The 25,994-nt window shown below is 68.7% G+C and carries 21 protein-coding genes; 4 read left to right on the forward strand and 17 right to left on the reverse strand.

Features of this window, described 5'->3' with window-relative positions; all coding sequences use genetic code 11:
* From ACTJLF_RS05255 to ACTJLF_RS05265, 3 genes are all read left to right on the forward strand, one after another.
* Positions 1-1,812 (forward strand): autotransporter assembly complex protein TamA (locus ACTJLF_RS05255; protein WP_440882630.1); only part of this gene is annotated, 1,812 nt, incomplete at its 5' end.
* A 15-nt stretch (positions 1,813-1,827) separates the two neighbouring features.
* Positions 1,828-5,892: a translocation/assembly module TamB domain-containing protein gene (locus ACTJLF_RS05260; RefSeq protein ID WP_440882631.1), complete on the forward strand. Its 4,065-nt coding sequence runs from the start codon at positions 1,828-1,830 to the stop codon at positions 5,890-5,892.
* A gap of 234 nt (positions 5,893-6,126) precedes the next feature.
* Positions 6,127-6,441, forward strand: coding sequence for a hypothetical protein (locus tag ACTJLF_RS05265; RefSeq protein WP_019656224.1), 315 nt, complete (start codon positions 6,127-6,129; stop codon positions 6,439-6,441).
* On the opposite strand, the gene ACTJLF_RS05270 is transcribed toward ACTJLF_RS05265, so the two are convergent.
* From ACTJLF_RS05270 to oxlT, 7 genes are all read right to left on the reverse strand, one after another.
* Entirely contained in the window at positions 6,386-6,634 is a 249-nt protein-coding gene (locus ACTJLF_RS05270; RefSeq protein ID WP_019656225.1) for a formate dehydrogenase subunit delta, read from the reverse strand. The genes ACTJLF_RS05265 and ACTJLF_RS05270 overlap by 56 nt on opposite strands.
* Before the next feature lie 47 nt (positions 6,635-6,681).
* Complete coding sequence (gene fdhD, locus ACTJLF_RS05275) at positions 6,682-7,512, reverse strand: formate dehydrogenase accessory sulfurtransferase FdhD (protein WP_019656226.1); 831 nt, start codon at positions 7,510-7,512, stop codon at positions 6,682-6,684.
* A gap of 13 nt (positions 7,513-7,525) precedes the next feature.
* Complete coding sequence (gene fdhF / locus ACTJLF_RS05280; RefSeq protein ID WP_126184638.1) at positions 7,526-10,396, reverse strand: formate dehydrogenase subunit alpha; 2,871 nt, start codon at positions 10,394-10,396, stop codon at positions 7,526-7,528.
* 188 nt (positions 10,397-10,584) lie between these two features.
* Positions 10,585-12,144 (reverse strand): formate dehydrogenase beta subunit, encoded by a 1,560-nt coding sequence (locus ACTJLF_RS05285; RefSeq protein ID WP_440882632.1) that lies wholly within the window; start codon positions 12,142-12,144, stop codon positions 10,585-10,587.
* A complete protein-coding gene (locus ACTJLF_RS05290; protein WP_126184640.1) occupies positions 12,141-12,641 on the reverse strand; it encodes a formate dehydrogenase subunit gamma in 501 nt (166 codons plus the stop codon). The genes ACTJLF_RS05285 and ACTJLF_RS05290 overlap by 4 nt, the downstream gene beginning before the upstream one ends.
* 262 nt (positions 12,642-12,903) lie before the next feature.
* Entirely contained in the window at positions 12,904-13,392 is a 489-nt protein-coding gene (locus ACTJLF_RS05295; RefSeq protein ID WP_132800851.1) for a gamma carbonic anhydrase family protein, read from the reverse strand.
* A 126-nt stretch (positions 13,393-13,518) separates the two neighbouring features.
* Positions 13,519-14,799 (reverse strand): oxalate/formate MFS antiporter, encoded by a 1,281-nt coding sequence (gene oxlT, locus ACTJLF_RS05300; protein ID WP_440882707.1) that lies wholly within the window; start codon positions 14,797-14,799, stop codon positions 13,519-13,521.
* Between the two features lie 699 nt (positions 14,800-15,498).
* Between oxlT and ACTJLF_RS05305 the strand changes: the two genes are divergently transcribed.
* On the forward strand, positions 15,499-15,663 hold the full coding sequence (locus ACTJLF_RS05305; protein ID WP_019656232.1) for a hypothetical protein: 165 nt from the start codon (positions 15,499-15,501) through the stop codon (positions 15,661-15,663).
* Between the two features lie 49 nt (positions 15,664-15,712).
* On the opposite strand, the gene ACTJLF_RS05310 is transcribed toward ACTJLF_RS05305, so the two are convergent.
* The 10 genes from ACTJLF_RS05310 to frc (ACTJLF_RS05355) form a co-directional block, all read right to left on the reverse strand.
* A complete protein-coding gene (locus ACTJLF_RS05310) occupies positions 15,713-16,660 on the reverse strand; it encodes a LysR family transcriptional regulator (protein ID WP_019656233.1) in 948 nt (315 codons plus the stop codon).
* A gap of 21 nt (positions 16,661-16,681) precedes the next feature.
* Positions 16,682-18,100 carry a pyruvate kinase gene (gene pyk, locus ACTJLF_RS05315; RefSeq protein ID WP_019656234.1) on the reverse strand — a complete coding sequence of 473 codons (1,419 nt, stop codon included), beginning with the start codon at positions 18,098-18,100 and terminating at the stop codon, positions 16,682-16,684.
* 154 nt (positions 18,101-18,254) lie between these two features.
* Entirely contained in the window at positions 18,255-19,268 is a 1,014-nt protein-coding gene (locus ACTJLF_RS05320) for a 2-dehydropantoate 2-reductase (protein ID WP_132753558.1), read from the reverse strand.
* Between the two features lie 46 nt (positions 19,269-19,314).
* Positions 19,315-20,100, reverse strand: coding sequence for a fumarylacetoacetate hydrolase family protein (locus ACTJLF_RS05325; RefSeq protein WP_440882633.1), 786 nt, complete (start codon positions 20,098-20,100; stop codon positions 19,315-19,317).
* Between the two features lie 45 nt (positions 20,101-20,145).
* The gene (gene sucD, locus ACTJLF_RS05330; protein WP_019656237.1) at positions 20,146-21,045 is read right to left on the reverse strand and encodes a succinate--CoA ligase subunit alpha; all 900 of its coding nucleotides are present in this window, start codon (positions 21,043-21,045) and stop codon (positions 20,146-20,148) included.
* A 34-nt stretch (positions 21,046-21,079) separates the two neighbouring features.
* Positions 21,080-22,258, reverse strand: coding sequence for an ADP-forming succinate--CoA ligase subunit beta (gene sucC / locus ACTJLF_RS05335; protein ID WP_440882634.1), 1,179 nt, complete (start codon positions 22,256-22,258; stop codon positions 21,080-21,082).
* A 35-nt stretch (positions 22,259-22,293) separates the two neighbouring features.
* Entirely contained in the window at positions 22,294-22,611 is a 318-nt protein-coding gene (locus ACTJLF_RS05340) for a hypothetical protein (protein ID WP_126184647.1), read from the reverse strand.
* A gap of 237 nt (positions 22,612-22,848) precedes the next feature.
* Positions 22,849-24,096 (reverse strand): formyl-CoA transferase, encoded by a 1,248-nt coding sequence (gene frc, locus ACTJLF_RS05345; protein WP_440882635.1) that lies wholly within the window; start codon positions 24,094-24,096, stop codon positions 22,849-22,851.
* Entirely contained in the window at positions 24,093-24,539 is a 447-nt protein-coding gene (locus tag ACTJLF_RS05350; RefSeq protein WP_126184826.1) for a PAS domain-containing protein, read from the reverse strand. The genes frc (ACTJLF_RS05345) and ACTJLF_RS05350 overlap by 4 nt, the downstream gene beginning before the upstream one ends.
* 153 nt (positions 24,540-24,692) lie before the next feature.
* Positions 24,693-25,964 carry a formyl-CoA transferase gene (gene frc, locus ACTJLF_RS05355; RefSeq protein ID WP_019656242.1) on the reverse strand — a complete coding sequence of 424 codons (1,272 nt, stop codon included), beginning with the start codon at positions 25,962-25,964 and terminating at the stop codon, positions 24,693-24,695.
* Positions 25,965-25,994 lie beyond the last annotated feature (30 nt).

The raw sequence follows: 25,994 nt of genomic DNA on the forward strand, positions 1-25,994 counted from the left end.
AGCTGCGCTACTCGCCTCTGCCACTACACCACCGACGCAGACAGGGACGGCAAGGAAGGCGAAAGGAAGCCCGGCGACAAGCGCGACGCCTTCACCGTCGACGTGCGCGGCCCCGAGGCCGTGCGCGACTACCTCCGGCTGCATCTCGAGCTCCAGCGCTACCGCGAGCTCGACGACCTGGGCGCCACCGAGATCTCCCGCCTCATGGTGGCCGCCGAGGCCAACGCGCGCGAGCTGCTCGCCACGCTCGGCTACTTCACGCCCACGCTGACGCTCGAACTCAACGAAACGCCGCAGGGCGAGAAGGCGCCGCGCGAGATCGTCATCAACGTCTCGCCCGGCGAGCTCACCAAGGTGAGCAACGTGCAGATCAGCTATGCCGGCCCCATCGCCGACGACCCGGCCGCCGAGTCGCAGCGCGACACCATCCGCACCGCCTGGGCCCTGCGCGCCGGCCAGCCGTTCACCCAGCAGGCCTGGGACGACGCCAAGACCACGGCGCTGCGCAGCCTCACCGCCAGGCGCTTTCCGACCTGCAGCATCGCGATCAGCCGCGCCGAGGTGGATGCCGACCGCAGCGAGGCGCGACTGAGCGTCACCTACCAGTCGGGCCCGGCCTACAAGTTCGGACCGCTGGTGCTGCGCGGCATCCAGCGCTACGACCCCGACGGCGCGCGCCGCATCGCGCGCCTGCCCAGCGGCCAGGACTACGACCAGCAGAAGCTGCTCGACGCCCAGCAGCGCCTGGCCAGCAGCGGCTACTACGACTCGGTGTTCCTCACGCTCGACACCGACAGCGGCAACCCGCTGGCCGCGCCCGTCATCGCGCAGCTGCGCGAGGCGCCGCTGCAGAAGGTGGTGCTGGGCGTGGGCTTCACCACCGACAACGGGCCGCGGCTGTCGATCGACCACATCCACAACCAGGTGCCGCTGCTGGGCTGGCGCGCCGTCTCGCGGCTGTCGGTGGACAACGACATCAAGTCGCTGTCCACCGAGCTGAAGGCCATTCCCGACGACCACGGCTGGCGCTGGTTCGCCGGCGCCGAGCTCAAGAGCGAGCAGTCGGGCAGCTACGTGGTCGACAGCGGGCGGCTGCGCGGCGGGCGCAGCAAGTCGGGCGACCACATCGACCGGAGCTACTTCCTGCAGTACGACTACGCCCAGAACCGCGGCATCAACGCCCCGCCCTCGGCCTCGGCCGTGACGGCCAACTGGGGCTGGACCGGACGTTACTTCGACGACAACTCCGCACCCTCGCGCGGCTACGGCCTCGCGCTCGAGGTGGCGGCCGGCTACACGCTCACCGGCGAGCAGGTGCCCTTCACCCGTACCTACGCGCGCTGGCTCGGCGTGCTGCCGCTGGGCTCGGCCGAGGACAAGGAACTGCGCGCGCGCCGCAGCCGCCTCCAGCTGCGCGTGGAGGCCGGCGCCGTGTCGGCGAAGGACAGCGCGCAGATCCCATCCACGCTGATGTTCCTGACCGGCGGCGACACCACCGTGCGCGGCTACAGCTACAAGCAGATCGGCACCGTGCGCGCCGACGGCACCACCGTGGCCGGCCGCTACCTCGGCGTGGCCAGCGTGGAGTGGCAGCGTCCCTTCGTCTACAACAACAAGCTCACCGAATGGGAGAGCGTGGTGTTCGTCGACGCGGGCGCCGTGGCAGACAAGCCCGGCGAGCTCAAGCCCAAGGTCGGCGTGGGCGTGGGCGCGCGCTGGCGCAGCCCCGTCGGGCCGGTGCAGGCCGACCTGGCCTACGGCGTGGACTCGAAGAAGTTCCGCCTGCACTTCCGCCTCGGCTTCACCTTCTGACGCAGGCACCGCCAGATGCAGACCGACGACCAGTCCACACCGCCATCGCCCCCCCGCCGCTCGCGCGCGCGGCGTGCGATGCGCGCCCTGGCCTGGACCTTCGCCGGCCTGCTGCTGGCCGTGGTGCTGCTGGTCGCCGGCGCATGGTGGTGGCTGGGCTCGAATACCTCGCTCGCCTTCGCGCTCGCCCAGGCGGCGCAACGCCTGCCGGCCGGCCAGACGCTCGAAAGCCGCGACGTGAGCGGCTCGCTGCGCACCGGCGGCCGCATCGGCTGGCTCAAGTACCAGAGCGAGAGCATCGCCGTGGAGGTGAACGACGCCACCATCGGCTGGCAGCTCGCGCCGCTGCTGAGACGCAGGGTGCAGCTCGGCGAGGTGCATGCGAAGCAGGTGCTGATCGAGAAGCGCGGCCCGCCGAGCGACAAGCCCACCGAGCCGCTCGAACAGCTCGCCCTGCCGATAGAGGTCGAACTGCCCTTCCGCATCGACGAACTGCGCTGGGCCGGCCCGCCTGTGCTGCAGGCGCTCAATCTCTCGGGCAGCTACAGCTACAAGGCGGCCGAGCATGCGCTCGAGGTCAAGGGCGTGGACATCGCCAGCGGCCACTACGGCGCCCGCGTGAAGCTGCAGGGCCCTGCGCCGATGGCGATCGAGGCCGCACTCGACGGCCGCGTGAAGGCGCCCGTGGCCGAGGATCACGACATCGACGTGATGGCCACCGCCACCGTCAAGGGCACGCTCGCCGGCGCCGGTGCGCGCCTGCGGGTGGCGGCAGAGCTGAAGCCTGCCGAGGAGAACGCCGACGCGCCGATGGCGGCCAGCCTGCATGCGCAGATCGCGCCCTGGCTACCCCAGCCGGTGATCGATGCGAAGGCCGACCTGCGCAACGTCGACGCGTCGAGCCTGTGGCCCGGCGCACCCGAGACCCGGCTCACCGGCACCGTCGAACTGCAGCCCGATGCCGACACCGGCCCCGCCGCGTGGAAGGCCTCGGCCGACATCCGCAACGCCCTGCCCGGCCCATGGGACAAGCAGAAGCTGCCGCTCGAACAGCTGCTGGCCAGGGTCGGCTTCGACGGCACCAGCTGGACCCTCTCCGACGCCACCGTGCGCGCAGGCGGCGGGCGCATCGACGCGGCCGGCAAATGGAGCCCGGCGCCCTCGCCCTGGCAGGCGCAGGCCACCGTGCGCGGCGTGCGGCCCGCGGCGCTCTACAGCGAGCTTTCGGGCGCGCCGGTCAGCGGCCAGCTCAAGGCCGAGCAGAAGGACAGCACCATCGCCTTCGACGCCAGCCTGCGCGCCGAAGGCGGCGGCGCGGGCAGCAAGGCCCTGCCCGGCTTCGCGCTCGACCGCGCGCTGGCACAGGGCCAGTGGAAGGACCAGGTGCTCGACCTGCGCACGCTGCGCATCGATACGCAACGCGCCAGCATCGACGGCCGCGTGCAGGTGCGCGTGGCCGATCAGGCGGCGAGCGGCAAGCTGGCCCTCGCCCTGCCCGGCGGCAGCGCGCAGGTCGAAGGCCGCATCGCGCCCGATTCGGGCAGCGGCGAGGTCAGGGCCGCCATCGACGACGCCGGCACCGTGCAGCGCTGGGTGCAGGGCCTGCCGGGGCTGTCCGGCGTGTTCGGCAATGCCGGCGCCAAGGGTTCCGCGAAGCTCGATGCCAGCTGGCAGGGCGGCTGGCGCATCATCCAGCGCCGGCTCGAGAACCCCAACGCACCCGCTCCGCGAGGCGTCGCCGAGCCCAGCATCAAGGCCGCGCTCGCCGTGCCGCGCCTCGAACTCACCCTGCCCTCCGAGCAGCCCGGCGGAACGGGCACCGATGTCCAGGTGCGCAATCTGCAGGCCGACCTGGCGGGCAGCCTCGCGCAGGCCACGCTCGCGTTGAAGGGCGAGGCCGCCACCGGCACGCAGAAGTTCGACATCGATACCCGCGCCAGCGGCGGCATCGCCGGTGCCGGCCAGTGGCGCGCGGCGCTGGCCAGCCTGAAGCTGCAGGCGCAGGACAGCGCCCGCCCCGGCGCACCATGGGTGCTGGAGCTGGGCCGCGAAGTCACCGCGACCATCCGGACCGCGAGCGGCAACGCGCCGCGCCTCGACGTGGAAGCCTCCGCCGCCTCGGCCACGCTGCGCGGCCCCGTGCCCGGCACGGTGCGCATCGACTGGCAGCCGCTGCGCTTCAGCCAGAGCGGCGCCGCGCCCAACCGCGTGTTCCGCGTGCAGTCCAAGGGCCAGCTGCAGGGCCTGCCGATGGCCTGGGCCGGCGCCTTCGGCGCCAACACCACGCTCGGCGAATACGGCATCAGCGGCGACCTGATGTTCAACGGCGACTGGGACATCGATGCCGGCGACACGCTGCACGCCAAGGCCCGCCTCGCGCGCCAGAGCGGCGACATCCGCGTGCAGGCCGGCGAGGCCGCGCTGGTCACGCGCATCACCAGCACCGGCACGGGCACCGCGAGCGAGCGCACGATGAATTCCGCCTCGGCCAGCGGCGACGCGCCCAGCACGCCGGCCGGCCTGCGCCAGGCCGAGCTGCGCCTGGATGCCGACGGCGACGCGGTGCGCGCCGTTCTCGCCTGGGACAGCGAACGCGCCGGCAAGATCGACGCCGACATCAACACCCGCGTACAGCAGCGAGCCGGCGGCTGGCAGTGGGCGCCCGACGCACCGCTGGGCGGCAACATCAAGGCCACGCTGCCGAACCTGGGCGTGTGGTCGATGCTTGCGCCGCCGGGCTGGCGCATCGCCGGCACGCTGGACGCCAACGCCACGCTCTCGGGCAACCGCGCCGCGCCGCGCTGGAACGGCACGCTGGGCGCCGACAAGCTCGCGCTGCGCGCGCCCGTCGAAGGGCTGGACCTGCGCGACGGCCGTCTGCGCGCCACGCTCACGGGCGAGCGCGTGGAGATCACCGAATTCACGCTCAAGGGCGGCGCCGGCAGCTCCGCACGCATCGGCGGCCAGAGCGGCAACCGCAGCACCGCAGCGAGCGAGGCCCGCACCGATGGCGGCACGCTCTCGGCCAGCGGCGACCTCAGCTGGGGCCCGGCCGCCGGCGGCGCAACGGGCATCCGCATGGCGGTGCAGGGCCAGCTGCGCGCGCTGCGCGTGCTGGTGCGCACCGACCGGCAGGTCACGCTCTCGGGCGACCTGCAGGCGCGGCTGGACAACGGCCAGTTCACCGTGCGCGGCAAGCTCAGGACCGACCGCGCCGTCATCATCCTGCCCGACGAGACCGCGCCCAGCCTGGGCAGCGACGTCGTCGTGCGCTCCGCCGCCAAGGACCGCGAGGCCGCCGAGGCGGCGAAGCGCGAAGCCGCCCGCGCCGACGCGCAGGCCGCGAAGCCGCAGACTGCCAGGCCGCCGGACATCACGGTCGAGTTCGACCTGGGCGACGACTTCGCGGTGCAGGGCCGCGGCATCACCACGCGCCTCGAAGGCAACCTGGAGATCCGCAGCACCCGGCTCGACGCGCCGCCGCGCATCACCGGCGAGGTGAAGACGGTGAAGGGCCAGTACCGCGCCTACGGCCAGCAGCTCGACGTGGAGACCGGCATCGCGCGCTTCAACGGCCCCTTCGACAACCCGGCGCTCGACATCCTCGCCATCCGCCCCAACCTCTCGCAGCGCGCGGGCGTGCAGATCACCGGCACCGCGCAGTCGCCGCGCGTGAAGCTGTATTCGGAGCCGGCGCTGTCGGATGCCGAGACGCTCTCATGGGTCGTCCTGGGCCGCGCCTCGGCCACCAGCGGCGGCGAGTCGGCGCTGCTGCAGCAGGCGGCGCTGTCGCTGCTGGGCAAGATCGGCGGCGCCTCCACCGGCGGCAGCCTCGCCAGCCGCTTCGGCCTCGACGAACTGGGCTTCAAGGGCCCGGGCGACGGCGGCGACCTGCGCGAGTCGGCAGTGACCCTGGGCAAGCGCCTCTCGAAGGACTTCTACATCACCTACGAACGCAGCATCGGCGGCACCTTCGGCACGCTCTTCATCTTCTACGACCTGACAACGCGCCTCACCCTGCGCGGCCAGGCCGGCCAGACCAGCGGCCTCGACCTGATCTACACCGTCAAGTACGACTGAAGCGGGGATCGGGAGCGGGCGAGGACAGCGAGCGCAGAAGAAATACAAAAGCTGCGCAGAGGTCGCAAGAGAAACCCAAAACACTTTTTGGTTTTTCTTTCGCGACCTTCGCGCAACCTTCGCGCCCTCTGCATCCGCTGTCCGCTCCCGCTCCCGCTCCAAGACTTCGGCCTTGACCCGCGTCTTGCGCGCGTGATAAGAACCGTCCCTCGCCTTCACCGAGGAGCGACCACGATGAAAAGAGTTGGAGACAAGGGCGAGAGCCTTCGGGAATTTCCAGAAAGCTCTCGGACATCCGCCCCGCCGGGGCTCTCGCGCATCGCCCTCACGCGCGGTGCGCTGCGCGGCACGATCGCGCTGATCGCGGGCCTCGCGCTCGTGGCGTCCATTCCCTACTGGGGCGGCATGCACTTCCCCGTCACCAGCCTCGTGATCTACGTCGCAGGCATGGTGTTCGTCGCGATGCCGCTGTGCCTCTACTACGAGTCGCTGCTCATGGCGCAGGCAGCAGCGTCGCCCGATGGCTGCGAAGCGCCGATGCCACGATAGGCATCAGCTGCGGCGTCCTGCCCGCATCGAAATCGCGCAGCAGCTGGATGCGCATGCTCGGCGCCCAGAACGACTTCAGGTGCGCCGCGATGGCCTGCGTGGCCGCGCCCGCGTCGCTGGGCGATTGCGCCTGGAAGAAGCTGCCGATCTGGTTGGCCATCTTCACGAGTTGCGCCGATTGATCGTGCTCCATGTGGCTTCCGGAAAGTTGTGGGTGGCGTTGAAAGAGGAAAAAGAGGCTCAGCGCAGCCGCTGAGCGTGGCTGTACACGCCGAGGTCCTGCTGCCGCACGAAGCCCACCAGCGTGAGGCCCGCGCGCTGCGCGGTGGCCACCGCGAACGAGGTCGGCGCCGACACCGCGGCGAGCAGCGGCGCGCCGGCCATCGCGGCCTTCTGGACCATCTCGAAGCTCGCGCGGCTGGTGACGGCGATGAAGCCGGCCGATGCATCGACGTCGTTGGCCGCGAGCGCACCCACCAGCTTGTCGAGCGCGTTGTGGCGGCCCACGTCCTCGCGCAGCCACATCACCTCGCCGTCGGCCGAGCACCATGCCGCGGCGTGTACCGCGCCGGTGGCCTCCTGCAAGGTCTGCTGCGAGGGCAGCTGCGACATCGCGCGGGCGATGGCCCCGCGCTCGAAGCGTACGGCCACGTCGTCCCGCAGCACGGGGATCTCGCGCGACACCTGCGTCAGGCTCTCGGTGCCGCACAGGCCGCAGCCGGTGCGCCCGGCCATCGAGCGGCGGCGCTGCTTCAGGCGCGCGAAGGCCGCGCCCGACACCTGCATGTGCACCGTGAAGCCCAGCGCCGACTGCTCGGCCTCCACCGCATAGAGCTCGTGCGCCGCATCGAGGATGCCCTCGCCCAGCGAGAAGCCGAGCGCGAAGTCTTCCAGGTCGAGCGGTGTCGCGAGCATCACCGCGTGCGAGATGCCGTTGTATTCGAGCGCCACCGGCACTTCCTCGGCCACCCAGTCCTGCACGTCGAAGGGCCGGCCGCCGCGTACGCCGCGCACGGGCAGCAGCTGCGCGCCTTCGCAGAAGCGGACGGTGTCGGCGGCCTGCATGGTCATGCGCGGTGCATCCTCACTTGGCCGGCACCGTCTCGTTGCCGTGCTGCGAGGCGGCGGCGAGCAGGTCGTGCTGCTTCCGGTTGAAGCGGCTGTACTCCTGCTGCCAGGCCGAGGGCTGCATCACCGGCGTCACCTGCACCGCGGTGACCTTGTACTCGGGGCAGTTGGTGGCCCAGTCGGAGTTGTCGGTGGTGATCACGTTCGCGCCCGACTCGGGGAAGTGGAAGGTGGTGTAGACCACGCCCGGCTGCATGCGCTCGGACACCGTGGCGCGCAGCACCGTCTCGCCCGCGCGGCTCTGGATGCCGACCCAGTCTCCTTCCTTCACGCCGCGCTCCTCGGCGTCATGAGGATGGATTTCCAGGCGGTCCTCGCTGTGCCACTGGTTGTTCTCGGTGCGCCGCGTCTGCGCGCCCACGTTGTACTGCGAGAGGATGCGCCCGGTGGTCAACAGCAGCGGGAACCGGCGCGTGACCTTCTCGTCGGTCGCCACGTACTGCGTGACGATGAACTTGCCCTTGCCGCGAACGAAGCGGTCGATGTGCATGGTGGGCGTGCCCTCGGGCGCGTTCTCGTTGCAGGGCCACTGGATGCTGCCGAGCTCGTCGAGGCGCTTGTAGCTCACCCCGCGGAAGGTGGGCGTGAGCGCGGCGATCTCGTCCATGATCTCCTCGGGGCTCTCGTAGTCCATCGGGTAGCCGAGTGCCTGCGCGAGCTTCACCGTCACCTCCCAGTCGGCGAGGCCGGCCTTGGGCGGCATCACCTTGCGCACGCGCGAGATGCGGCGCTCGGCGTTGGTGAAGGTGCCGTCCTTCTCGAGGAAGGAGGAGCCCGGCAGGAACACGTGCGCGTACTTGGCGGTCTCGTTGAGGAAGATGTCCTGCACCACCACGCATTCCATGGCCATCATCGCGGCGGCCACGTGCTGCGTGTTGGGGTCGGACTGCACGATGTCCTCGCCCTCGCAGTAGAGGCCCTTGAAGCTGCCGCCGATCGCGGCGTCGAACATGTTGGGAATGCGCAGCCCCGGCTCGGGGTCGATCGGCACGCCCCAGGCGGCCTCGAACGAAGAGCGCGTGGTGCTGTCCGACACATGCCGGTAGCCCGGCAGCTCGTGCGGGAAGGAGCCCATGTCGCAGGAGCCCTGCACGTTGTTCTGGCCGCGCAGCGGGTTCACGCCCACGCCCTCGCGGCCGACGTTGCCGGTGACCATCGCGAGGTTCGCGATGCCCATCACCGTCGTCGAGCCCTGGCTGTGCTCGGTCACGCCCAGGCCGTAGTAGATGGCGGCATTGCCGCCGGTGGCGAAGAGCCGCGCGGCCGCGCGCATCTCGGCGGCCGGCACGCCGGTCACCGCCTCGGTGGCCTCGGGCGACTGCTCGGGGCGTTCGACGTACGACTTCCACTCCTTGAAAGAAGCGGTGTCGCAGCGCTCGGCCACGAACTCGTCGGCCATCAGCCCTTCGGTCACGATGACGTGCGCCAGCGCCGTGACCACCGCCACGTTGGTGCCGGGGCGCAGCTGCAGGTGGTGCGCCGCCTCGATGTGCGGCGACTTCACGATGTCGATGCGGCGCGGGTCGACCACGATCAGCTTGGCGCCCTGGCGCAGCCGCTTCTTCATGCGCGAGGCGAACACCGGGTGGCCGTCGGTCGGGTTGGCGCCGATCACCATGATCACGTCGGCCTTGTCCACCGAGGCGAAGGTCTGCGTGCCCGCCGATTCGCCCAGCGTCTGCTTCAGGCCGTAGCCAGTGGGCGAATGGCACACGCGCGCGCAGGTGTCGACGTTGTTGTTGCCGAAGGCGGCGCGCACCAGCTTCTGCACGAGGTAGGTCTCCTCGTTGGTGCAGCGCGAGGAGGTGATGCCGCCGATGGAGTCGCGGCCGTACTTGGACTGCAGGCGCTTGAACTCGCTCGCGGCGTAGTTGAGCGCGGTCTCCCAGCTCACCTCCTGCCACGGGTCGCTGATGTTCTTGCGGATCATCGGCTTGAGCATGCGGTCCTGGTGCGTGGCGTAGCCCCAGGCGAAGCGGCCCTTGACGCAGGAGTGGCCCTCGTTGGCCTTGCCGTCCTTCCACGGCACCATGCGCACCACTTCATTGCCCTTCATCTCGGCCTTGAAGGCGCAGCCCACGCCGCAGTAGGCGCAGGTGGTGATCACGCTGTGCTCGGGCTGGCCGAGCCAGATCACCGACTTCTCCTGCAGCGTGGCGGTGGGGCAGGCCTCGACGCAGGCGCCGCAGCTCACGCATTCCGAGTCCATGAAGGCCTCGTCCTGGCCCGGCGACACGCGCGACTCGAAGCCGCGGCCGCTGATGGTCAGCGCGAAGGTGCCCTGCGTTTCCTCGCAGGCGCGCACGCAGCGGTTGCACACGATGCACTTCGACGGGTCGTAGCTGAAGTAGGGGTTCGACTCGTCCTTCTCGCTCTTCAGGTGGTTGGCACCGTCGAAGCCGTAGCGCACGTTGCGCAGGCCGGTCACGCCCGCCATGTCCTGCAGCTCGCAGTTGCCGTTGGCCGAGCAGGTGAGGCAGTCCAGCGGATGGTCGGAGATGTAGAGCTCCATCACGCCCTTGCGCAGCTCCTGCAGCTTCGGCGTCTGCGTGCGCACCTTCATGCCGGCCTCGGCGGGCGTGGTGCACGAGGCCGGGAAGCCCCGCCTCCCTTCGATCTCGACCAGGCACAGCCGGCACGAGCCGAAGGGCTCCAGGCTGTCGGTGGCGCAGAGCTTGGGCACCTGGATGCCCGCATCCACCGCCGCGCGCATCAGCGATGTGCCCGCGGGCACCGTGACTTCGTTGCCGTCGATCTCCAGCGTCACCTCGCGCTCCGATTCGCGCCTGGGGGTGCCGTAGTCGATGTCCTTGAGATGGTCCAACATGTCTTTAGCTTTCTCTCTGATCTGGCAATTCACCACGGCCGTGCGAAGCGCGAACCGGCTCCCTCACACCTGCGGCGCCCGCCCCTGGGTCGCGGAACACCGTGGAACCGGCTTTGCCGGGCCACCGGTGTTGCCCTCTCGAGGGGGAGGCGGCTACACGAAGTGAGCAGGCGACGGGGGTGGGCATGTCACGCAGCCTTGCGATCGGGCGCTTCGATGCCGAAGTCCTGCGGGAAATGATCCAGCGCCGAAAGCACCGGGAACGGCGTCATGCCGCCCATGGCGCACAGCGAGCCGTGGACCATCGTGTCGCACAGGTCGCGCAGCAGCATCACCTGCTGCGGGCGGTTCTGGTTGCTGCGGATCTTGTCGATGACCTCCACGCCGCGGGTCGAGCCGATGCGGCAGGGCGTGCACTTGCCGCAGGATTCGAGCGCGCAGAACTCCATGGCGTAGCGCGCGAGCTTCGAGAGGTCGGCCGTGTCGTCGTGCACCACGATGCCGCCGTGGCCCACGGTGCCGCCGACGGCCGAGTAGGCCTCGTAGTCGAGCGGCAGGTCCCACTTCGATTCGGGCAGGTATGCGCCCAGCGGGCCGCCGACCTGCACCGCCTTGATCGGCCGGCCCGAGGCCGACCCGCCGCCGTAGTCGTAGAGCAGCTCGCGCAGCGTGACGCCGAAGGCCTTCTCGACCAGGCCGCCGTACCTGATGTTGCCGGCCAGCTGCATCGGCAGCGTGCCGCGCGAGCGGCCCACGCCATAGTCGCGGTAGAAGGCCGCGCCGCGCGCGAGGATCAGCGGCACGCTCGCCAGCGTGATGACGTTGTTGATGAGCGTCGGCCGCCCGAACAGCCCCTCGATGGCCGGCAGCGGCGGCTTGGCGCGCACGATGCCGCGCTTGCCTTCCAGGCTCTCGAGCAGCGCCGTCTCTTCTCCGCACACGTACGAGCCCGCGCCCTTTCGCACTTCGAGCGAGAAGCGCTTGCCCGAACGCAGGATGTTGTCGCCGAGAAAGCCCGCAGCCTCGGCAACGCGGATGGCCTCGTTCAGCGTCGCGATCGCATGCGGGTACTCGGAACGCACGTAGATGTAGCCCTTCGTCGCGCCGGTGGCCAGGCCCGCGATGGTCATGCCCTCGATCAGCATGAAGGGGTCGCCCTCCATCGTCATGCGGTCGGAGAAGGTGCCCGAGTCGCCCTCGTCGGCATTGCAGACGATGTACTTCTGCGCCGCCGCCGTGCCCAGCACCGTCTTCCACTTGATGCCCGCCGGAAAGGCCGCGCCGCCGCGCCCGCGCAGGCCGGAGTCGAGCACCTGCTGCACGATCTCGCCGGGCTCGAGCGCCAGCGCACGGCGCAGGCCGGCGAATCCTTCGTAGGCCTGGTAGTCGGTGAGCGAGACCGGGTCGGTGATGCCCATGCGCGAGAAGGTCAGGCGCTCCTGCTTCTTCAGGTACGGGATCTCCTCTGTCGGACCGAGCGCGAGCGGATGCCTGCCGCCGGTGAGGAAGCCGGCGTCGAACAGGCCCGCCACGTCGTCGGGCGTCACCGGCCCGTAGGCGATGCGGCCGGCGGGCGTGTTCACCTCCACCAGCGGCTCGAGCCAGAACATGCCGCGCGAGCCGTTGCGCACGATCTCGAGCATCAGCCCGCGCGCGGCCGCTTCCTTGGCGATGCGCCGGGCCACGCTGTCGGCTCCGACGGCGAGCGCGGCCGAGTCGCGCGGAACGTAGACGGTGATGGTGCTCATGGGGCGACCTGCGCGAGGAGCGCGTCGAACGTGCGGGGTGTCACGCGCGCGTGCGGCTGGTCGTCCAGCGTCATCGCAGGCGAGGAGGCGCACAGGCCGAGGCAGAAGGCCGGCTCCAGCGTGAAGGCGCCGTCCTTCGTGGTGCCGTGCGCGCTGCAGCCCAGCCGCAGTTCGGCATGGGCCAGCAGCGCATCGGCGCCCATCGACTGGCACGCCTCGGCGCGGCAGATCTGGATCACGTGGCGGCCGGCGGGCGCGCTGCGGAAGTGGTGGTAGTAGGTGACCACGCCGTGCACCTCGGCGCGCGAGAGGTTCTGCGCCTCGGCGATGACCGGCACCGCGTTCGCGGGAATGTGGCCGAGCGCGTCCTGCACGTCGTGCAGTATCGGCAGCAGCGCGCCGGGTTCGTTCTCGTGCGCCTGCAGGATGCGCCGCACCGTGGCGAGCTCTTGCGTCTCGTCCCCCTGCTGCGCCTGCTGAACCTGTTCTTGTCTCATGGTCCGTCCGATCTGCTCCGCCGCTGCATGAAGCCTCGGGGGCCTGCAGGCGGAGCTGGTTTCATCGTGGTTCCGTCACGGGCCCGGCGTCTCGAATTCGACGCGAATCCCGTGGTGGTCCGCTTGGGGACCAATGTCGATGAATCGGGCGTCGGGGGCCTTGACACAAGTCAATTTCCGCCGAAACAGGCACGGTGCCAATGCGCACAAACCCTGCGGGCGTGCAGGGTTCGCAAGGACCGCAAGAACTGTCGGAAAGACCCTAGCGGGCGGCGGCTTCGCGCGCCCTGCGCAGCTGCGCTTGCGCCTCTTCGTCGCTCACCTCGCCGGCGACCTTCGCGGGGCGGCCCGCGATGCGCGAACGGTCGGGAAAGACCTTGCCTTCGGTGAGCAGCGAACCGGGCTCGACGATGCAGCCGCGGCCCACCACCGAGCCGTTGAGCGCGACGGTGTTCTCGCCGATGGCGGCGCCGTCCCCCACGGTGCAGCCGTGCAGCATCACGTGCGGGCCCACCGTCACGTCGGCGCCGATGGTGAGCGGGAAGCCGGGGTCGGCATGCAGCATCACGCCCGCCTCCACCTGGCTGCCGCGGCCGACGGTGATGGGCTCGTTGTCGCCGCGCAGCACCGAGTGCGCGCCGATTCGGCTGCCGGCCGCGAGCACGACCTGGCCGATCACGCTGGCGCTCTCGGCCACGCGGGCGCTGGCGTCGATGGCCGGTTCATGCGCATCAAGTCGGTAGATCGTCACTGCAAAGGCTCCTGTTCATCGGCAAAAGGCCCCGCCATCTTCATGGCGGGGCCGTGTGTGGGGAAGACGGCTTGTGCGGATGGTACCGGTGCAGGCGCTTCGCGTGGTGTCCAGGTGTTCTCCGACCTAGTCGGCGCGGCTCGCCTCGATGTGCCTGCGGCGCATCGGCCGCAGCACGAACCAGGCCATCAGCGCCGCGAGCGCGTTGACCGCGCTGGCCGCGATGAAGACGGCCTGCCAGCTGCCGGTGGAGGCGGCCAGCACGCTCGACAGCGGCACCAGCAGCGAGGCCGTGCCCTTGGCGGTGTAGAGCATGCCGGCGTTGGAGGCCGCGTACTTCGATCCGAAGGTGTCGGCGCAGGTCGAGGGGAACAGGCTGTAGATCTCGCCCCAGGCGAAGAACACGATGCCCGTGAGGATCACGAACAGCAGCGGGTTCTGGCCGTAGTGGTAGAGCATCAGGATGCCGACCGACTCGATCGCGAAGGCGATGAACATGGTCTGCTCGCGGCCGATCTTGTCCGACACCCATCCGAAGAAGGGCCGCGTGAGGCCGTTGAGCACGCGGTCGATGGCCAGCGCGAAGGTCAGCGCGGGCAGCACCAGGCCCATGATGTTGACCGGCACGTCGATGATCTTGAAGTCCTTGGCGATGGGCGCGAGCTGCGCGGTGGCCATCAGGCCGCCGGCCGCCACCATCACGAACATCGCGTACATCACCCAGAACACCGGTGAGCGCAGCACCTCGGAGGGCGCGTAGTCGCGACGCGACTGCTGCACGTTGCGGGTGCCGGACGACTTGGCATGGTCCGGTGCGCGGGTCAGCAGCCATGCGAGCAGGAACACGATCAGCCCCTGCCCGATCCCGAAGTACAGGAAGGCCGCCTCGTAGCCGCTGGACTTGATCATCGCGGAGATCGGGATGATCGTGAGCGCGGAGCCGGCACCGAAGCCCGCCGCGGTCATGCCTGCCGCGAGGCCGCGCCGGTCGGGGAACCACTTGAGCGCATTGCCCACGCAGGTGCCGTAGACCGCACCCGCGCCGATGCCGCCGATGGCCGCAGCGACGTACAGCATCCCGAGCGAATCGGCGAACGAGTTGAGCACCCAGCCCACGCCGCACAGCACGCCGCCCACCAGCACCACAGGACGCGGACCGAAGCGGTCGACGAGGTAGCCCTCGATGGGCACGAGCCAGGTTTCGGTAAGGACGAAGATGGTGAACGCGACCTGGATCGCGGCGCGGCTCCAGCCGTGCTTGTCGGCGATCGGATTGACGAAGAGCGTCCAGCCGTACTGCAGGTTCGCGATCATCGCCATGCAGACGATGCCGATGAGCAGCTGACCCCATCGATACGCCTCGGATCGGGTCGCGCTGGCGCCATAGGTTTCGGACGGAGGGTACATCGCGGGGTTGGAACCTGCGATCGTTGAGGTGGGCCGAGTCATGGAGTTGTCCTTGGTGTTTTCGTTGAAATCCGACAGGCTGCAAAGCTGAGCAATCAGTCGAGCGATCTGTGCGCATCGACGGGCGACGAGGCTTCGTTGACATCGATACACGGCATGGGAATCACCAGTTGTCTGCGCGTGGATGACTGTCGGACCGAGCGAGTCAAAAACTCTTGACCTCAGTCAAGTTCACACGAATCGCGCTCTCTCGAAACCCCCGTGATATCCCTAGCACGGGCAGTGCATCGAATCGCTGCTTGCACGACGCGCGATCACGCCGATGAACGCAGGTGCAATGAGCAGTGGCATCGGCACGCATCGCACGATGCGCGGTGCATGACGGAAGAGGAATCGATGATGCGATTTCGATGATCCATGCGTGATGCATGGCATGTACCGTCGATCGATCTCGCGATGGTCTTCAGCGGCCTCGACGATGGCTTTGGCGCGCGTCGTGCGATCTGCGCGCGTGCGTGCGAATGGCTCTGGCAGCCGAAGTTCGCACGCAGGAAGGGAATCTGTCCGACACCGAAAAAATTGACCTGGGTCAAGAAACGCAAAAATCGCGTTTGCCCTCGTCTAGGGTAAACCCTAAAATTCAGGGTAATCCCTTCGGTCTTTCCGATTCAGTTTCAGATTCTTTTTTGGAGCAAGCAAATGAGCCACACCACCCTCGATTCCAACGCCCTGCGCGCCCCCGCCTCTTCGTCGACCGCCGGCAACGTCATGCGCGAGTTGTTCGCCGTGATGCCCATCGTGATCTTCTACAAGGCCGCACGCGCCGCGCTGATGCAGCGCCGCTCGTCGTTCGTGCAGCGCTGAACAGCCGTACGCCGCAGCACATCAAGCCCCCGCAAGGAGCGCGCGCGAGTCACTCGCCGCGCTCTTTTTCATTGGGGCACTCGAAGGGAACGATCTGCGAGATCAACGCGGGCCCGTCGCTCAGCAGGAAGTCCTTGAAGGCCTGCGCCACCGGCGGCAGCCGCTTGCTGCGGCGATGCACCACGTACCAGTTGAGCATCAGCGGAAAGCCTTCCACGTCGAGCACGCAGAGGCTGCCCGTGCGCAGTTCCTGGCTCACGGTGTGGGCCGACACGAAGCTCACGCCCATGCCTGCGATCACCGCCTGCTTGATGGTCTCGGTGCTGCGTATCTCCATCGCGACGTTGATGCCGCTCAGGTCGCCGCCGAAGCCGTCCTCCATCGAGTGCCAGGTGTCGGACGCCTTCTCCCGCACCACGAAGGGCTCGCGCATCAGCCGCGCCCGCGGGATGTTTCTCTCTCGTGCCAGCGGATGGCCGGGCGCCGCGACGATCACGTAGGGGTGCGGCGCGAAGGGCTGGTTGACGGTGTCGAGGTCGGTGGGCGGGCGCACCATGATCGCGAGGTCCGTGAGGTTCTCGGCGATGTGGGTCAGGAGCCCCGCGCGGTTGTGCACGGTGAAGTTCAGCGTCACGCCCTGATGGCGGCTCGCGAACTCCACCAGCAGGCGCGGGAAGAAGTAGTCGCCCGCGCTGATCACGCCCACGTTGAGCTTGCCGCCGGAGACGCCCTTGAACTGCATCATCGCGTTCTCGGCCGCCTCGAACTGCTGGATGATCGACCGGCTGATCTGCAGCAGCTCGTTGCCCGCGGGCGTGAGGTAGATCTTCTTGCCGAACTGCTCGAAGAGCGCGTTGTCCGCATGCTCCTCGAGCTTGCGCACCTGCGTGGAGACCGCAGGCTGCGTGAGGTGAAGCTCCTCGGCCGCGCGCGAGAAGCTCAGCAGCCGCGCCACCGCCTCGAAGACCTTCAGCTGGCGCAAGGTCGCATGCTTCATCGCAGCTGCCAGCAACAGCGCTCAGCGCGGTATCCGGGCGACGTGCAGCAGGTTGGTGGTGCCCGATTGCCCGAAGGGCAGGCCCGCCACCACCACCACGTCGTCGCCTTCCTTCGCGAAGCCCTCGGCGCGCGCCGTTCGGCAGGCGCACTCGATCATCTCCGCCACGTCGCGCACGTCGTCGACGAGCACCGCATGCACGCCCCACACCATCGCCATGCGCCGCGCGGCGGCCAGGTCGGGCGTGAGGCTCAGGATGGGCACGGCCGGGCGCTCGCGCGCCGCGCGCAGGCTCGTGAAGCCAGACGAGGTGTAGGTCACGGTGGCGGCCGGCGCGAGCAGCGACGCCACCTGACGCATCGATGCGCACACCGCATCGGCCGTGGTCGACAGCGCCGCATCGTGCGTGGCGTCGATGCCCGCGCGGTACGAGGGATCGGCCTCCACCCGCTCGACGATGCGGTCCATCATCGCCACCGCCTCCAGCGGGTACCTGCCCGAGGCCGACTCGGCCGAGAGCATCACTGCGTCGACGCCGTCGTACACGGCGGTCGCCACGTCCGACACCTCCGCACGCGTGGGCACCGGCGAGGCGATCATCGATTCGAGCATCTGCGTGGCCACCACCACCGGCTTTCCGCGCCTGCGGCAGGCGCGCACGATCAGCCGCTGCAGCTCCGGCACCTGCTCGGGCGGCAGCTCCACGCCGAGGTCGCCGCGCGCCACCATGATGCCGTCGCACAACGACACGATCGCATCCAGATGCTCGATGGCGGCGGGCTTCTCCAGCTTGGCCATGATCCAGGCACGCGCGCCGACGATGGTGCGCGCCTCCTCGATGTCCTCGGGCCGCTGCACGAAGGAGAGCGCGACCCAGTCCACGCCCATCGACAGGCCGAAGGCCAGGTCTTCGCGGTCCTTCGGCGTGAGCGGCGAGATCGGCAGCAGCACGCTCGGCACGTTGACCCCCTTGCGGTCGGAGACGGGTCCGCCGACCAGCACCGTGGTCTCGGCGAAGTCGTTGCCGTGGCTGTCCACGCGCAGGCGCAGCTTGCCGTCGTCGAGCAGCAGCTCGGTGCCGTCCTGCAGCGCCGCGAAGATTTCCGGATGCGGCAGCGGCGCGCGGCGTGCGTTGCCTGCGGCCTCGTCCATGTCGAGCCGGAAGCGCGTGCCCGCATCGAGGTGCGCCCGCCCGCCCTCGAAGCTGCCCAGCCTCAGCTTGGGCCCCTGCAGGTCGAGCAGAATGCCGATGGGCCTGCCGTGTTCCTTCTCGAGGCGGCGGATGGTCTCGATGCGCCGTGCATGGTCGTGCTGCGTGCCGTGGCTCAGGTTGAGCCGGAACACGTCCACGCCCCGGCCGAACAGCGCACGGATGGCCTGCTCGTCGCTGGTGGCAGGACCGAGGGTGGCGACGATCTTCGCGCTGCGCGTGCGTCTCATCGAACCACCTCGGAACCTGGGGCCTTGCTCCCTCTTCCGCTGCGGAGAGGACTGGGGTGAGGACCGGCGACAGTGGTCGAGACAGGGTCGATGCGAAGGCCCTCCCCCTCACCCCTGCCCCCTCCCCGAGGGGAGAGGGAGAAAGACCTGGCGCTCATGCCGCCAGCTCGTGCAGCTTGACGCGACCGCGCTGGTCTTCCATCGTGCGCGCGAGCAGCTTCACGAGGCTGTAGACGGTGTCGATGTGCGGCGTCGGCGTCTCGGTGAGCCGGGCCAGTTCGACCACCGCGCCGACCAGCGCGTCGATCTCTGGCGCGCGGCCCGCTTCCACGTCCTGCAGCATCGAGGTCTTGTGCTTGCCGACCTTCTCCGCGCCGGCGATGCGCTTTTCGAGCGTCACGCGGAACTCGATGCCGAGCTTGTGCGCGACGGCCTGGGCCTCGCGCATCATCGCGGCGGCCAGCTCGCGCGAAGGCGGGTACTGGCAGATGTCGACGAGCGTGGAATGCGAGAGGCTGCTGATCGGGTTGAAGGTCAGGTTGCCCCACAGCTTGAGCCAGATCTCGGCGCGGATGTTGTCGAGCACCGGCGCCTTGAAGCCCGCACCGGTGAAGCAGGCCGAGACGCGATTCACGCGCTCGCTCGCCGAGCCGTCGAGCTCGCCCACCGGGAAGCGGTCGCCCTCGATGTGCCGCACCACGCCCGGCGCGACGAGCTCCGACGCGGGGTAGACCACGCAGCCGATCACGCGCTGGGCCGGGATCTTCGCCGCGACGGTGCCAGAAGGATCGACGCTGCGCACCGGCGTGCCTTCGAGCGTGCCGCCGTGCTTGTGGAAGTACCAGTACGGAATGCCGTTCTGCATGGTCACGACCACGGTGTCGGGCCCGAAGAGCCTGGGCACGTCGTTCGCCACGGCCTCGACCTGGTGGGCCTTCATCGCGAGCACGACGATGTCCTGCGGGCCCGCCTCGTCGTAGCGGTCGGTGGCCTTCACGTTGCGCGCCACCTGCTCCTCGCCCTCGGCCGAGACCAGCTTGATGCCGTTGCGCGATATGGCGTCGAGGTTGGCGCCGCGCACGATGAACGTGACGTCCTCGCCGGCCAGCGCGAGCTTCGCGCCAACCAGTCCGCCGATGGCGCCTGCGCCGATGATTGCAATCTTCATGTCGATCCCCAAGAGTTGAATTTCTTGCGCGACCCTTCGGCTGCGTTCAGCCGAAGCGGTTGCCGAGCTTTCCGATGCCGCCGATCTCGATCTCCACGAGGCTGCCGGGCTTCATGGAGCCGACGCCGATCGAGGTGCCGCAGAGGATCACGTCGCCGCGGTGCAGCGTCATGTCCTGCGAGATGAGGCTCACGAGCTGCTGCACGGAGAAGCGCATGTCGCTGATGGGGTAGTCCTGGCGCACCTCGCCGTTGAGCAGCGTGGTCACGGTGAGCGTGGTGGGGTCGAGGCCGGTGGCCACCACCGGGCCCATGGGGCAGAAGGTGTCGAAGCCCTTGGCGCGCACCCACTGCGCGAAGGAGGCGTCGCGATGGAGGATGTCGGCCACCGTCACGTCGTTGGCACAGGTGTAGCCGAACACATGGTCGAGCGCATCGGCTTCCGAAACGGCGGTGGCGGTCTTGCCGATGACGATGCCGAGCTCGCCCTCGAACACCACCTTGCCGTCGCACAGCGGCTTGCGGATGGGCCTGCCGGGCGCAAGGTAGGAGTTGGGCGTCTTCAGCAGGTACAGCGGCTCGGCAGGCACCGGCAGGTTCAGCTTGGCGCCGAGCGCATGGAAGTTGTTCCACAGCGCGATCACCTTGGTGGGTTCGGTGGGCGTGAGCAGCTGCAGCCCCGCAAGCGCGAACACGCGGCCCGTGGGCTCGGAGCTGGCGAACATGTCGCCCTGCCGCTCGTGCACCGCGTCGCCTTCGAGCGTGCCGAAGCCGATGCCGCCGGCGTGCTCGAAGCGGACCCATTTCTGCGTCTGTTGCTGCTGCTGTTCCATGTTGTTGTCGTCTTTCTGGATGTCGAGGATTCGGGTTCGCCGCGGTCAGTCGAACGGCAGGTAGTCGGGCACCACGAGCGAGGCGAGCAGCTTTCCCATCTCCGCCGGATTGCGCGTGACGTGGATGCCGCATTCCTTCATCACCGCGAGCTTTTCCTGCGCGGTGCCGCGGCCGCCCGAGACGATGGCGCCCGCATGGCCCATGCGTTTGCCGGGCGGTGCGCTGGCGCCCGCGATGAAGCCGACCACGGGCTTGGTCATGTGGTCGCGGATCCAGCGGGCGCACTGCTCCTCGGCGTCGCCGCCGATCTCGCCGACCATGATCACGGCGTCGGTGCGCGGGTCGTCGTTGAACATCTTCAGCACGTCGATGTGCCGCAGCCCGCCCACCGGATCGCCGCCGATGCCCACCACCGTCGACTGCCCGATGCCGAAGCTCGCGAGCTGGCTCGCGGCCTCGTAGGTCAGCGTGCCCGAGCGCGAGACCACGCCGATGCGCCCGCGCTGGTGGATGTGGCCGGGCATGATGCCGATCTTGATCTCGCCGGGCGTGATGAGCCCCGGGCAGTTGGGCCCCAGCAGCAGCGTCTTGCGGCCCTGCATGCGGTGGCGCGTGCGGATCATGTCGCGCACCGGGATGCCTTCGGTGATGCAGATGACGAGGTCGAGCTCCGCGTCCACCGCCTCGTCGATGGCGGCTGCGGCGAAGGCCGGCGGCACGTAGATCACGGAGACGGTCGCGCCGGTCTGCGCCTTGGCCTCCTTCACCGTGCCGAAGATCGGGATGCCGGCCATCGACTGGCCGCCCTTCAGCGGATTGACCCCGGCCACGAAGCAGTGCCTGCCGTTGCCGTATTCGAGGCAGGCCTGCGTGTGGAACTGGCCCGTCCTGCCGGTGATGCCCTGCGTGATGACGCGGGTGTGCCTGTCGATCAGGATGGACATGGCGCGGCCTCCATCGGTTTGGGGAATGGGCGCTTCATCGTCGGCGCTCCCAGTTGCCGGCCGCGCCGACGGCGCGCTGCGCGGCCTCGGCCATGTCGTCGGCGTTGATGATCGACAGCCCCGACTGCGCGAGGATGGTCCGGCCCAGGTCCTCGTTGGTGCCCTTCATGCGCACGACCAGCGGCACCCTGAGGCCGGTCTCGCGCACCGCGTCGACCACGCCGTGCGCGATCACGTCGCACTTCATGATGCCGCCGAAGATGTTGACCAGCACGGCCTTGAGCCTGGGGTTGCGCAGCATCAGCCGCACGGCCTCGGCCACCTTGTCGGCCGTCGCGCCGCCGCCCACGTCGAGAAAGTTGGCGGGCTCGCCGCCGTAGAGCTTGATCGCGTCCATGGTCGCCATCGCGAGGCCGGCGCCGTTGACGAGGCAGCCGATGTCGCCGTCGAGCGCGATGTACGAGAGGCCGGCACTCGACGCCTCGATCTCCACCGGGTCTTCCTCGTCGAGGTCGCGCATCGCGGCGATGCCGGGCTGGCGGAAGAGCGCGTTGTCGTCGAAGTCGAACCTGGCGTCCAGCGCGATCACGCGACCGTCGCGGGTGAGCACCAGCGGGTTGATTTCCGCCAGCGATGCGTCGCTGCCATCGAAGGCCTGCCAGAGCTTCTGCATCAGCATGCGCGCCTGCGCCACCGAGCGGTCGGCGATGCCGATGCGCCGCGCGATGCCATCGGCATCGGCCACGCCAAGGCCGGCGAGGGGGTCGATGAAGAGCCGGTGGATCTTCTCGGGCGAGCGCGCGGCCACCTCCTCGATGTCCATGCCGCCTTCGCTGGAGGCCATGAGCGCCACGCGCTGCGAATTGCGGTCGACCACGAAGCCGAGATACAGCTCCTTGTCGATCTCCACGCTCTCCTCCACCAGCAGCTGCTTCACGACGCGGCCCTCGGGGCCGGTCTGCGGCGTCCTCAGCGTCATGCCCAGCATCTGGCCGGCATGGCGCCGCACCTCGTCCACCGACCAGGCCGGCTTCACGCCGCCGCCCTTGCCGCGGCCGCCCGCATGGATCTGGGCCTTGACCACCCAGGCGCGCCCGCCGATGCGGGCGGCGGCATCGGCCGCCTCGTCGGGCGAGCGGCAGACGAATCCGCGAGGGGTCGCCACGCCGTATTGGCACAGCACTTCCTTGCCCTGGAATTCGTGGATGTTCATGGTCGGAAGGCGTTATTCAGCTGAATTGGAGAAATTCAGGCTCCAAGCTCGACGCCGTGGCTTTCGGCCCAATTGAAATAGCTCGACGAAGCCATTTCCCGCTTCTTGTGGATTTCCTTCTTCTGCTCGATGGCGAGCGCCAGGAATTCGGCGTCGTAGGCCTTCAGCAGGTGCGGCTGGTGGGTCTTCAGGTAATGGCCGATGCGCTCGCTCGCGTCCTGGCCCAGGCCCATCAGGCGGTCGTAGGTCTCGCCGTCCCAGTGCCAGCGCAGTCCCAGTTCGAAGAATGCGGCGTTGTAGGCATTGCGCTCGATTTCGTCGCGCCAGTATTGGGCGGGCGAATGGTTTTCCATGATCTTCTCCTTGAATGAATGCCGAACAGGTTGAATTGATCGAGAAATTCCGGCGAGTTCAAAATGTAGGATCGATGGACGATAAATAAAAATTAAATCAATTTATAAAAACCATTCGCCATGAGTTATGGATGGCGAACGCGCGAATTGAAAGGCGCAGCAATCCTCCGCGCCGCCCGCGGGCGGCGCTGTCGCAAAGACTCGAAGATGAAAGGGAAGGCGGGCCTGCGCCGCGCCTCAGATCACGCGCTCGACCCGCAAGGTCTCAAGGTCGTCCGCGCTGTAGCCGAGCTGCCTCAGCACTTCCTCGGTGTGTTCGCCGAGCAATGGCGAACGCTTCACCACCGTCGGGCTGTCGGACATCTTGATGGGGTTGCCCACCGTCAGGTACTTGCCGCGCACGGGGTGGTCGACCTCGACGATGGTGCCGGTCTCGCGCAGCGATTCGTCCGCCGCGATCTCCTTCATCGAGAGGATCGGCCCGCACGGGATGTCGTACTCGTTGAGGATGTCCATGGCCTCGAACTTGGTCTTGGTCATGGTCCACTGCTCGATGCGCGCGAAGATCGGCTTCAGGTGCAGCAACCTCGCCGCCGGCGTGGCGTAGGCCTCGTCGGTGATCCAGCTTTCCTCGCCGATGACCTTGCACACCGCGGGCCACACGGCCGCCTGCGTGATGAAGTAGATGTAGGCGTTCGGGTCGGTCTCCCAGCCCTTGCACTTCAGGATGGAGCCCGGCTGGCCGCCGCCCGATGCGTTGCCTGCGCGCGGCACGGCGTCGCCGAACTTGCCGTCGGGGTACTGCGGGTACTCGTGCATGGTGCCGGTGCGCTCCAGCCGCTGCTGGTCGCGCATCTTCACGCGGCACAGGTTGAGCACCGCGTCCTGCATCGGCGCGAGCACCTGCTGGCCGCGCCCGGTGCTGTTGCGCTGGAAGAGCGCCGCCAGGATGCCGAGCGCCAGGTGCAGGCCGGTGCCGCTGTCGCCGATCTGCGCGCCGGTGACCAGCGGCGGGCCGTCCTCGAAGCCGGTGGTGGAGGCCGCGCCGCCCGCGCACTGGGCCACGTTCTCGTAGACCTTGCAGTGCTCGTACTTGCCGGGGCCGAAGCCCTTGACCGAGGCCACGATCATGCGCGGGTTGAGCTTCTGGATGTGGGCCCAGGTGATGCCCATGCGGTCGAGCGCGCCGGGCGCGAAGTTCTCGACCAGCACGTCGCAGGTCTTGATCAGGCTGTCGAGAACCTCCTTGCCCTTGGGGTTCTTGGTGTCCAGCGTGATCGAGCGCTTGTTGTGGTTCAGCATCGTGAAGTAGAGGCTGTCCGCGCCCGGAATGTCGCGCAGCTGGCTGCGCGTGGCGTCGCCTTCCCCGGCCCGCTCGACCTTGATCACGTCGGCGCCGAACCAGGCCAGCAGCTGCGTGCATGTGGGACCGGACTGGACGTGGGTGAAATCGAGGATACGGACGCCCTCGAGTGCTTGGCTCATCGACTGTCTCCTTCTCTGATCGTGGTGGCTTCGACTTCTACCAGACGTGCGCGAAGTTTGCGCTCCTCGGCGAAGCGGGCGGTCTCGTCGCGCACGATGGCGACGATGCCGGTGACCTCGCGATCGGCGGAGAACAGCATCGACACCGTGAAGGCGATCGACAGCGTGCGCCCGTCCTTGTGCAGGGCCGGCACGCGCAGCAGGTCGGCGCCGTATCTGGTGACGCCGGTTTCCATCGTCTTGTGATAGCCCTCCCAGTGCCGCTGGCGCTGCCTCTGGGGAATGATCAGGTCGAGCGACTGGCCGAGGGCCTCGGCCTCGCCGAAGCCGAAGATGCGTTCGGCCGCGCGGTTCCACAGCGTGATCGCGCCCATCGCGTCGCACACCATGATCGCATCGCCGGCGCCTTCGACGAGCTGCTTGAAATCGACATTCGCTTGCATGAGTGCCTCCGGCGCTTCGTTCAAATCCAGGCTCCACCGCAGTCGCATCCTTCCAGGGACACCGCGGAACCGGCGTGGCCGGGCCGCAGGTGTCGCCCCCTGCGAGGGGGTTGGCGCTGCCACACGAAGTGGGCAAGCCTGGGGGTGAGCCTCCTACACTGCCTTGGCCGCGTGCAGGTTTTCGATCTGGTCCTTGCTGTAGCCCAGTTCCGCCAGCACCTCGTCGGTGTGCTCGCCCAGCAGGGGCGAGGCGGTGACCTCGGGCTTGAGATCGGAGAACTTGATCGGGCTGCCGATGGTCCAGTAGCTGCCGCGCTCCTTGTGCGGCACTTCGACGATCGAGCCGCTCCTGCGCAGCGACTCGTCGTGCAGCAGTTCCTTCATCGACAGCACCGGGGCGCAGGGAATGTCGTACTTGCGGAAGATGTCCACCGCCTCGAACTTGGTCTTGTCCTTGATGAAGTCCTCGATGGTGGCGAATATCTGCTCGATGTGCGGCTGGCGGGCCTTGGCCGTCATGTAGTCGGGGTCGGTCTTCCACTCGGGCTTGCCCAGCGCCTCGCAGATCGGCTCCCAGGCGTGGCCCTGCACCGTGAAGTAGATGTAGGCGTTGGGGTCGGTCTGCCAGCCCTTGCACTTCAGGATCCAGCCCGGCTGGCCGCCGCCGCCGGCGTTGCCCCCGCGCGGCACGACCTTGTCCTCGAACGCGCTCATCTCGTGCGGGTACTGCGGGTACTCCTCGAGGTAGCCCACGTTGTCCAGGCGCTGCTGGTCGCGCATCTTCACGCGGCACAGGTTGAGCACCGCGTCCTGCATCGAGCAGGCCACCTTCTGGCCCTTGCCGGTCTGCTCGCGCCCGATGATCGCCGTCAGGATGCCGATGGCCAGGTGCATGCCGGTGTTGGAGTCGCCCAGCGCCGCCGCCGAGATCGTCGGCACGGAGTTGCCGCCCTTCCACCAGCCGGTGGTGGACGCGGCGCCGCCGGCGCACTGCGCCACGTTCTCGTACACCTTCAGGTCCTCGTAATGGTGGCCTTCGCTGAAGCCCTTGACCGAGGCGACGATCATCTTGGGGTTCAGCTCCTGGATGCGTTCCCAGGTGAAGCCCATGCGGTCGAGCGCACCGGGGCCGAAGTTCTCCACCAGCACGTCGGATTCACGGATCAGCTTCTCCAGCACGGCCTTGCCCTCGGGCTTCTTGGTGTCCAGCGTGATCGAGCGCTTGTTGCTGTTGAGCATGGTGAAGTACAGCGCGTCGACCTCCGGGATGTCGCGCAGCTGCGAGCGCGTGACGTCGCCCGCGCCCGGACGCTCCACCTTGATCACGTCGGCGCCGAACCAGGCCAGCAGCTGGGTGCACGCGGGACCGGCCTGCACGTGCGTGAAGTCGATGATCTTGATGCCGTTGAGGGGCTTGTTGCTCATTGGGATATCTCCTTGAATGAAACGGAACGC

This window comes from Variovorax sp. 22077, assembly GCF_052044195.1.
Taxonomy (GTDB): domain Bacteria; phylum Pseudomonadota; class Gammaproteobacteria; order Burkholderiales; family Burkholderiaceae_C; genus Variovorax; species Variovorax atrisoli.

Excerpts from the sequence above, each read along its gene's own strand:
- ACTJLF_RS05260 (WP_440882631.1), top strand. The coding sequence starts at position 1,828 with ATGCAGACCGACGACCAGTCCACACCGCCATCGCCCCCCCGCCGCTCG.
- ACTJLF_RS05265 (WP_019656224.1), top strand. The coding sequence starts at position 6,127 with ATGAAAAGAGTTGGAGACAAGGGCGAGAGCCTTCGGGAATTTCCAGAA.
- ACTJLF_RS05270 (WP_019656225.1), bottom strand. The coding sequence starts at position 6,634 with ATGGAGCACGATCAATCGGCGCAACTCGTGAAGATGGCCAACCAGATC.
- fdhD (WP_019656226.1), bottom strand. The coding sequence starts at position 7,512 with ATGACCATGCAGGCCGCCGACACCGTCCGCTTCTGCGAAGGCGCGCAG.
- fdhF (WP_126184638.1), bottom strand. The coding sequence starts at position 10,396 with ATGTTGGACCATCTCAAGGACATCGACTACGGCACCCCCAGGCGCGAA.
- ACTJLF_RS05285 (WP_440882632.1), bottom strand. The coding sequence starts at position 12,144 with ATGAGCACCATCACCGTCTACGTTCCGCGCGACTCGGCCGCGCTCGCC.
- ACTJLF_RS05290 (WP_126184640.1), bottom strand. The coding sequence starts at position 12,641 with ATGAGACAAGAACAGGTTCAGCAGGCGCAGCAGGGGGACGAGACGCAA.
- oxlT (WP_440882707.1), bottom strand. The coding sequence starts at position 14,799 with ATGTACCCTCCGTCCGAAACCTATGGCGCCAGCGCGACCCGATCCGAG.
- ACTJLF_RS05305 (WP_019656232.1), top strand. The coding sequence starts at position 15,499 with ATGAGCCACACCACCCTCGATTCCAACGCCCTGCGCGCCCCCGCCTCT.
- ACTJLF_RS05310 (WP_019656233.1), bottom strand. The coding sequence starts at position 16,660 with ATGAAGCATGCGACCTTGCGCCAGCTGAAGGTCTTCGAGGCGGTGGCG.
- pyk (WP_019656234.1), bottom strand. The coding sequence starts at position 18,100 with ATGAGACGCACGCGCAGCGCGAAGATCGTCGCCACCCTCGGTCCTGCC.
- ACTJLF_RS05320 (WP_132753558.1), bottom strand. The coding sequence starts at position 19,268 with ATGAAGATTGCAATCATCGGCGCAGGCGCCATCGGCGGACTGGTTGGC.
- ACTJLF_RS05325 (WP_440882633.1), bottom strand. The coding sequence starts at position 20,100 with ATGGAACAGCAGCAGCAACAGACGCAGAAATGGGTCCGCTTCGAGCAC.
- sucD (WP_019656237.1), bottom strand. The coding sequence starts at position 21,045 with ATGTCCATCCTGATCGACAGGCACACCCGCGTCATCACGCAGGGCATC.
- sucC (WP_440882634.1), bottom strand. The coding sequence starts at position 22,258 with ATGAACATCCACGAATTCCAGGGCAAGGAAGTGCTGTGCCAATACGGC.
- ACTJLF_RS05340 (WP_126184647.1), bottom strand. The coding sequence starts at position 22,611 with ATGGAAAACCATTCGCCCGCCCAATACTGGCGCGACGAAATCGAGCGC.
- frc (WP_440882635.1), bottom strand. The coding sequence starts at position 24,096 with ATGAGCCAAGCACTCGAGGGCGTCCGTATCCTCGATTTCACCCACGTC.
- ACTJLF_RS05350 (WP_126184826.1), bottom strand. The coding sequence starts at position 24,539 with ATGCAAGCGAATGTCGATTTCAAGCAGCTCGTCGAAGGCGCCGGCGAT.
- frc (WP_019656242.1), bottom strand. The coding sequence starts at position 25,964 with ATGAGCAACAAGCCCCTCAACGGCATCAAGATCATCGACTTCACGCAC.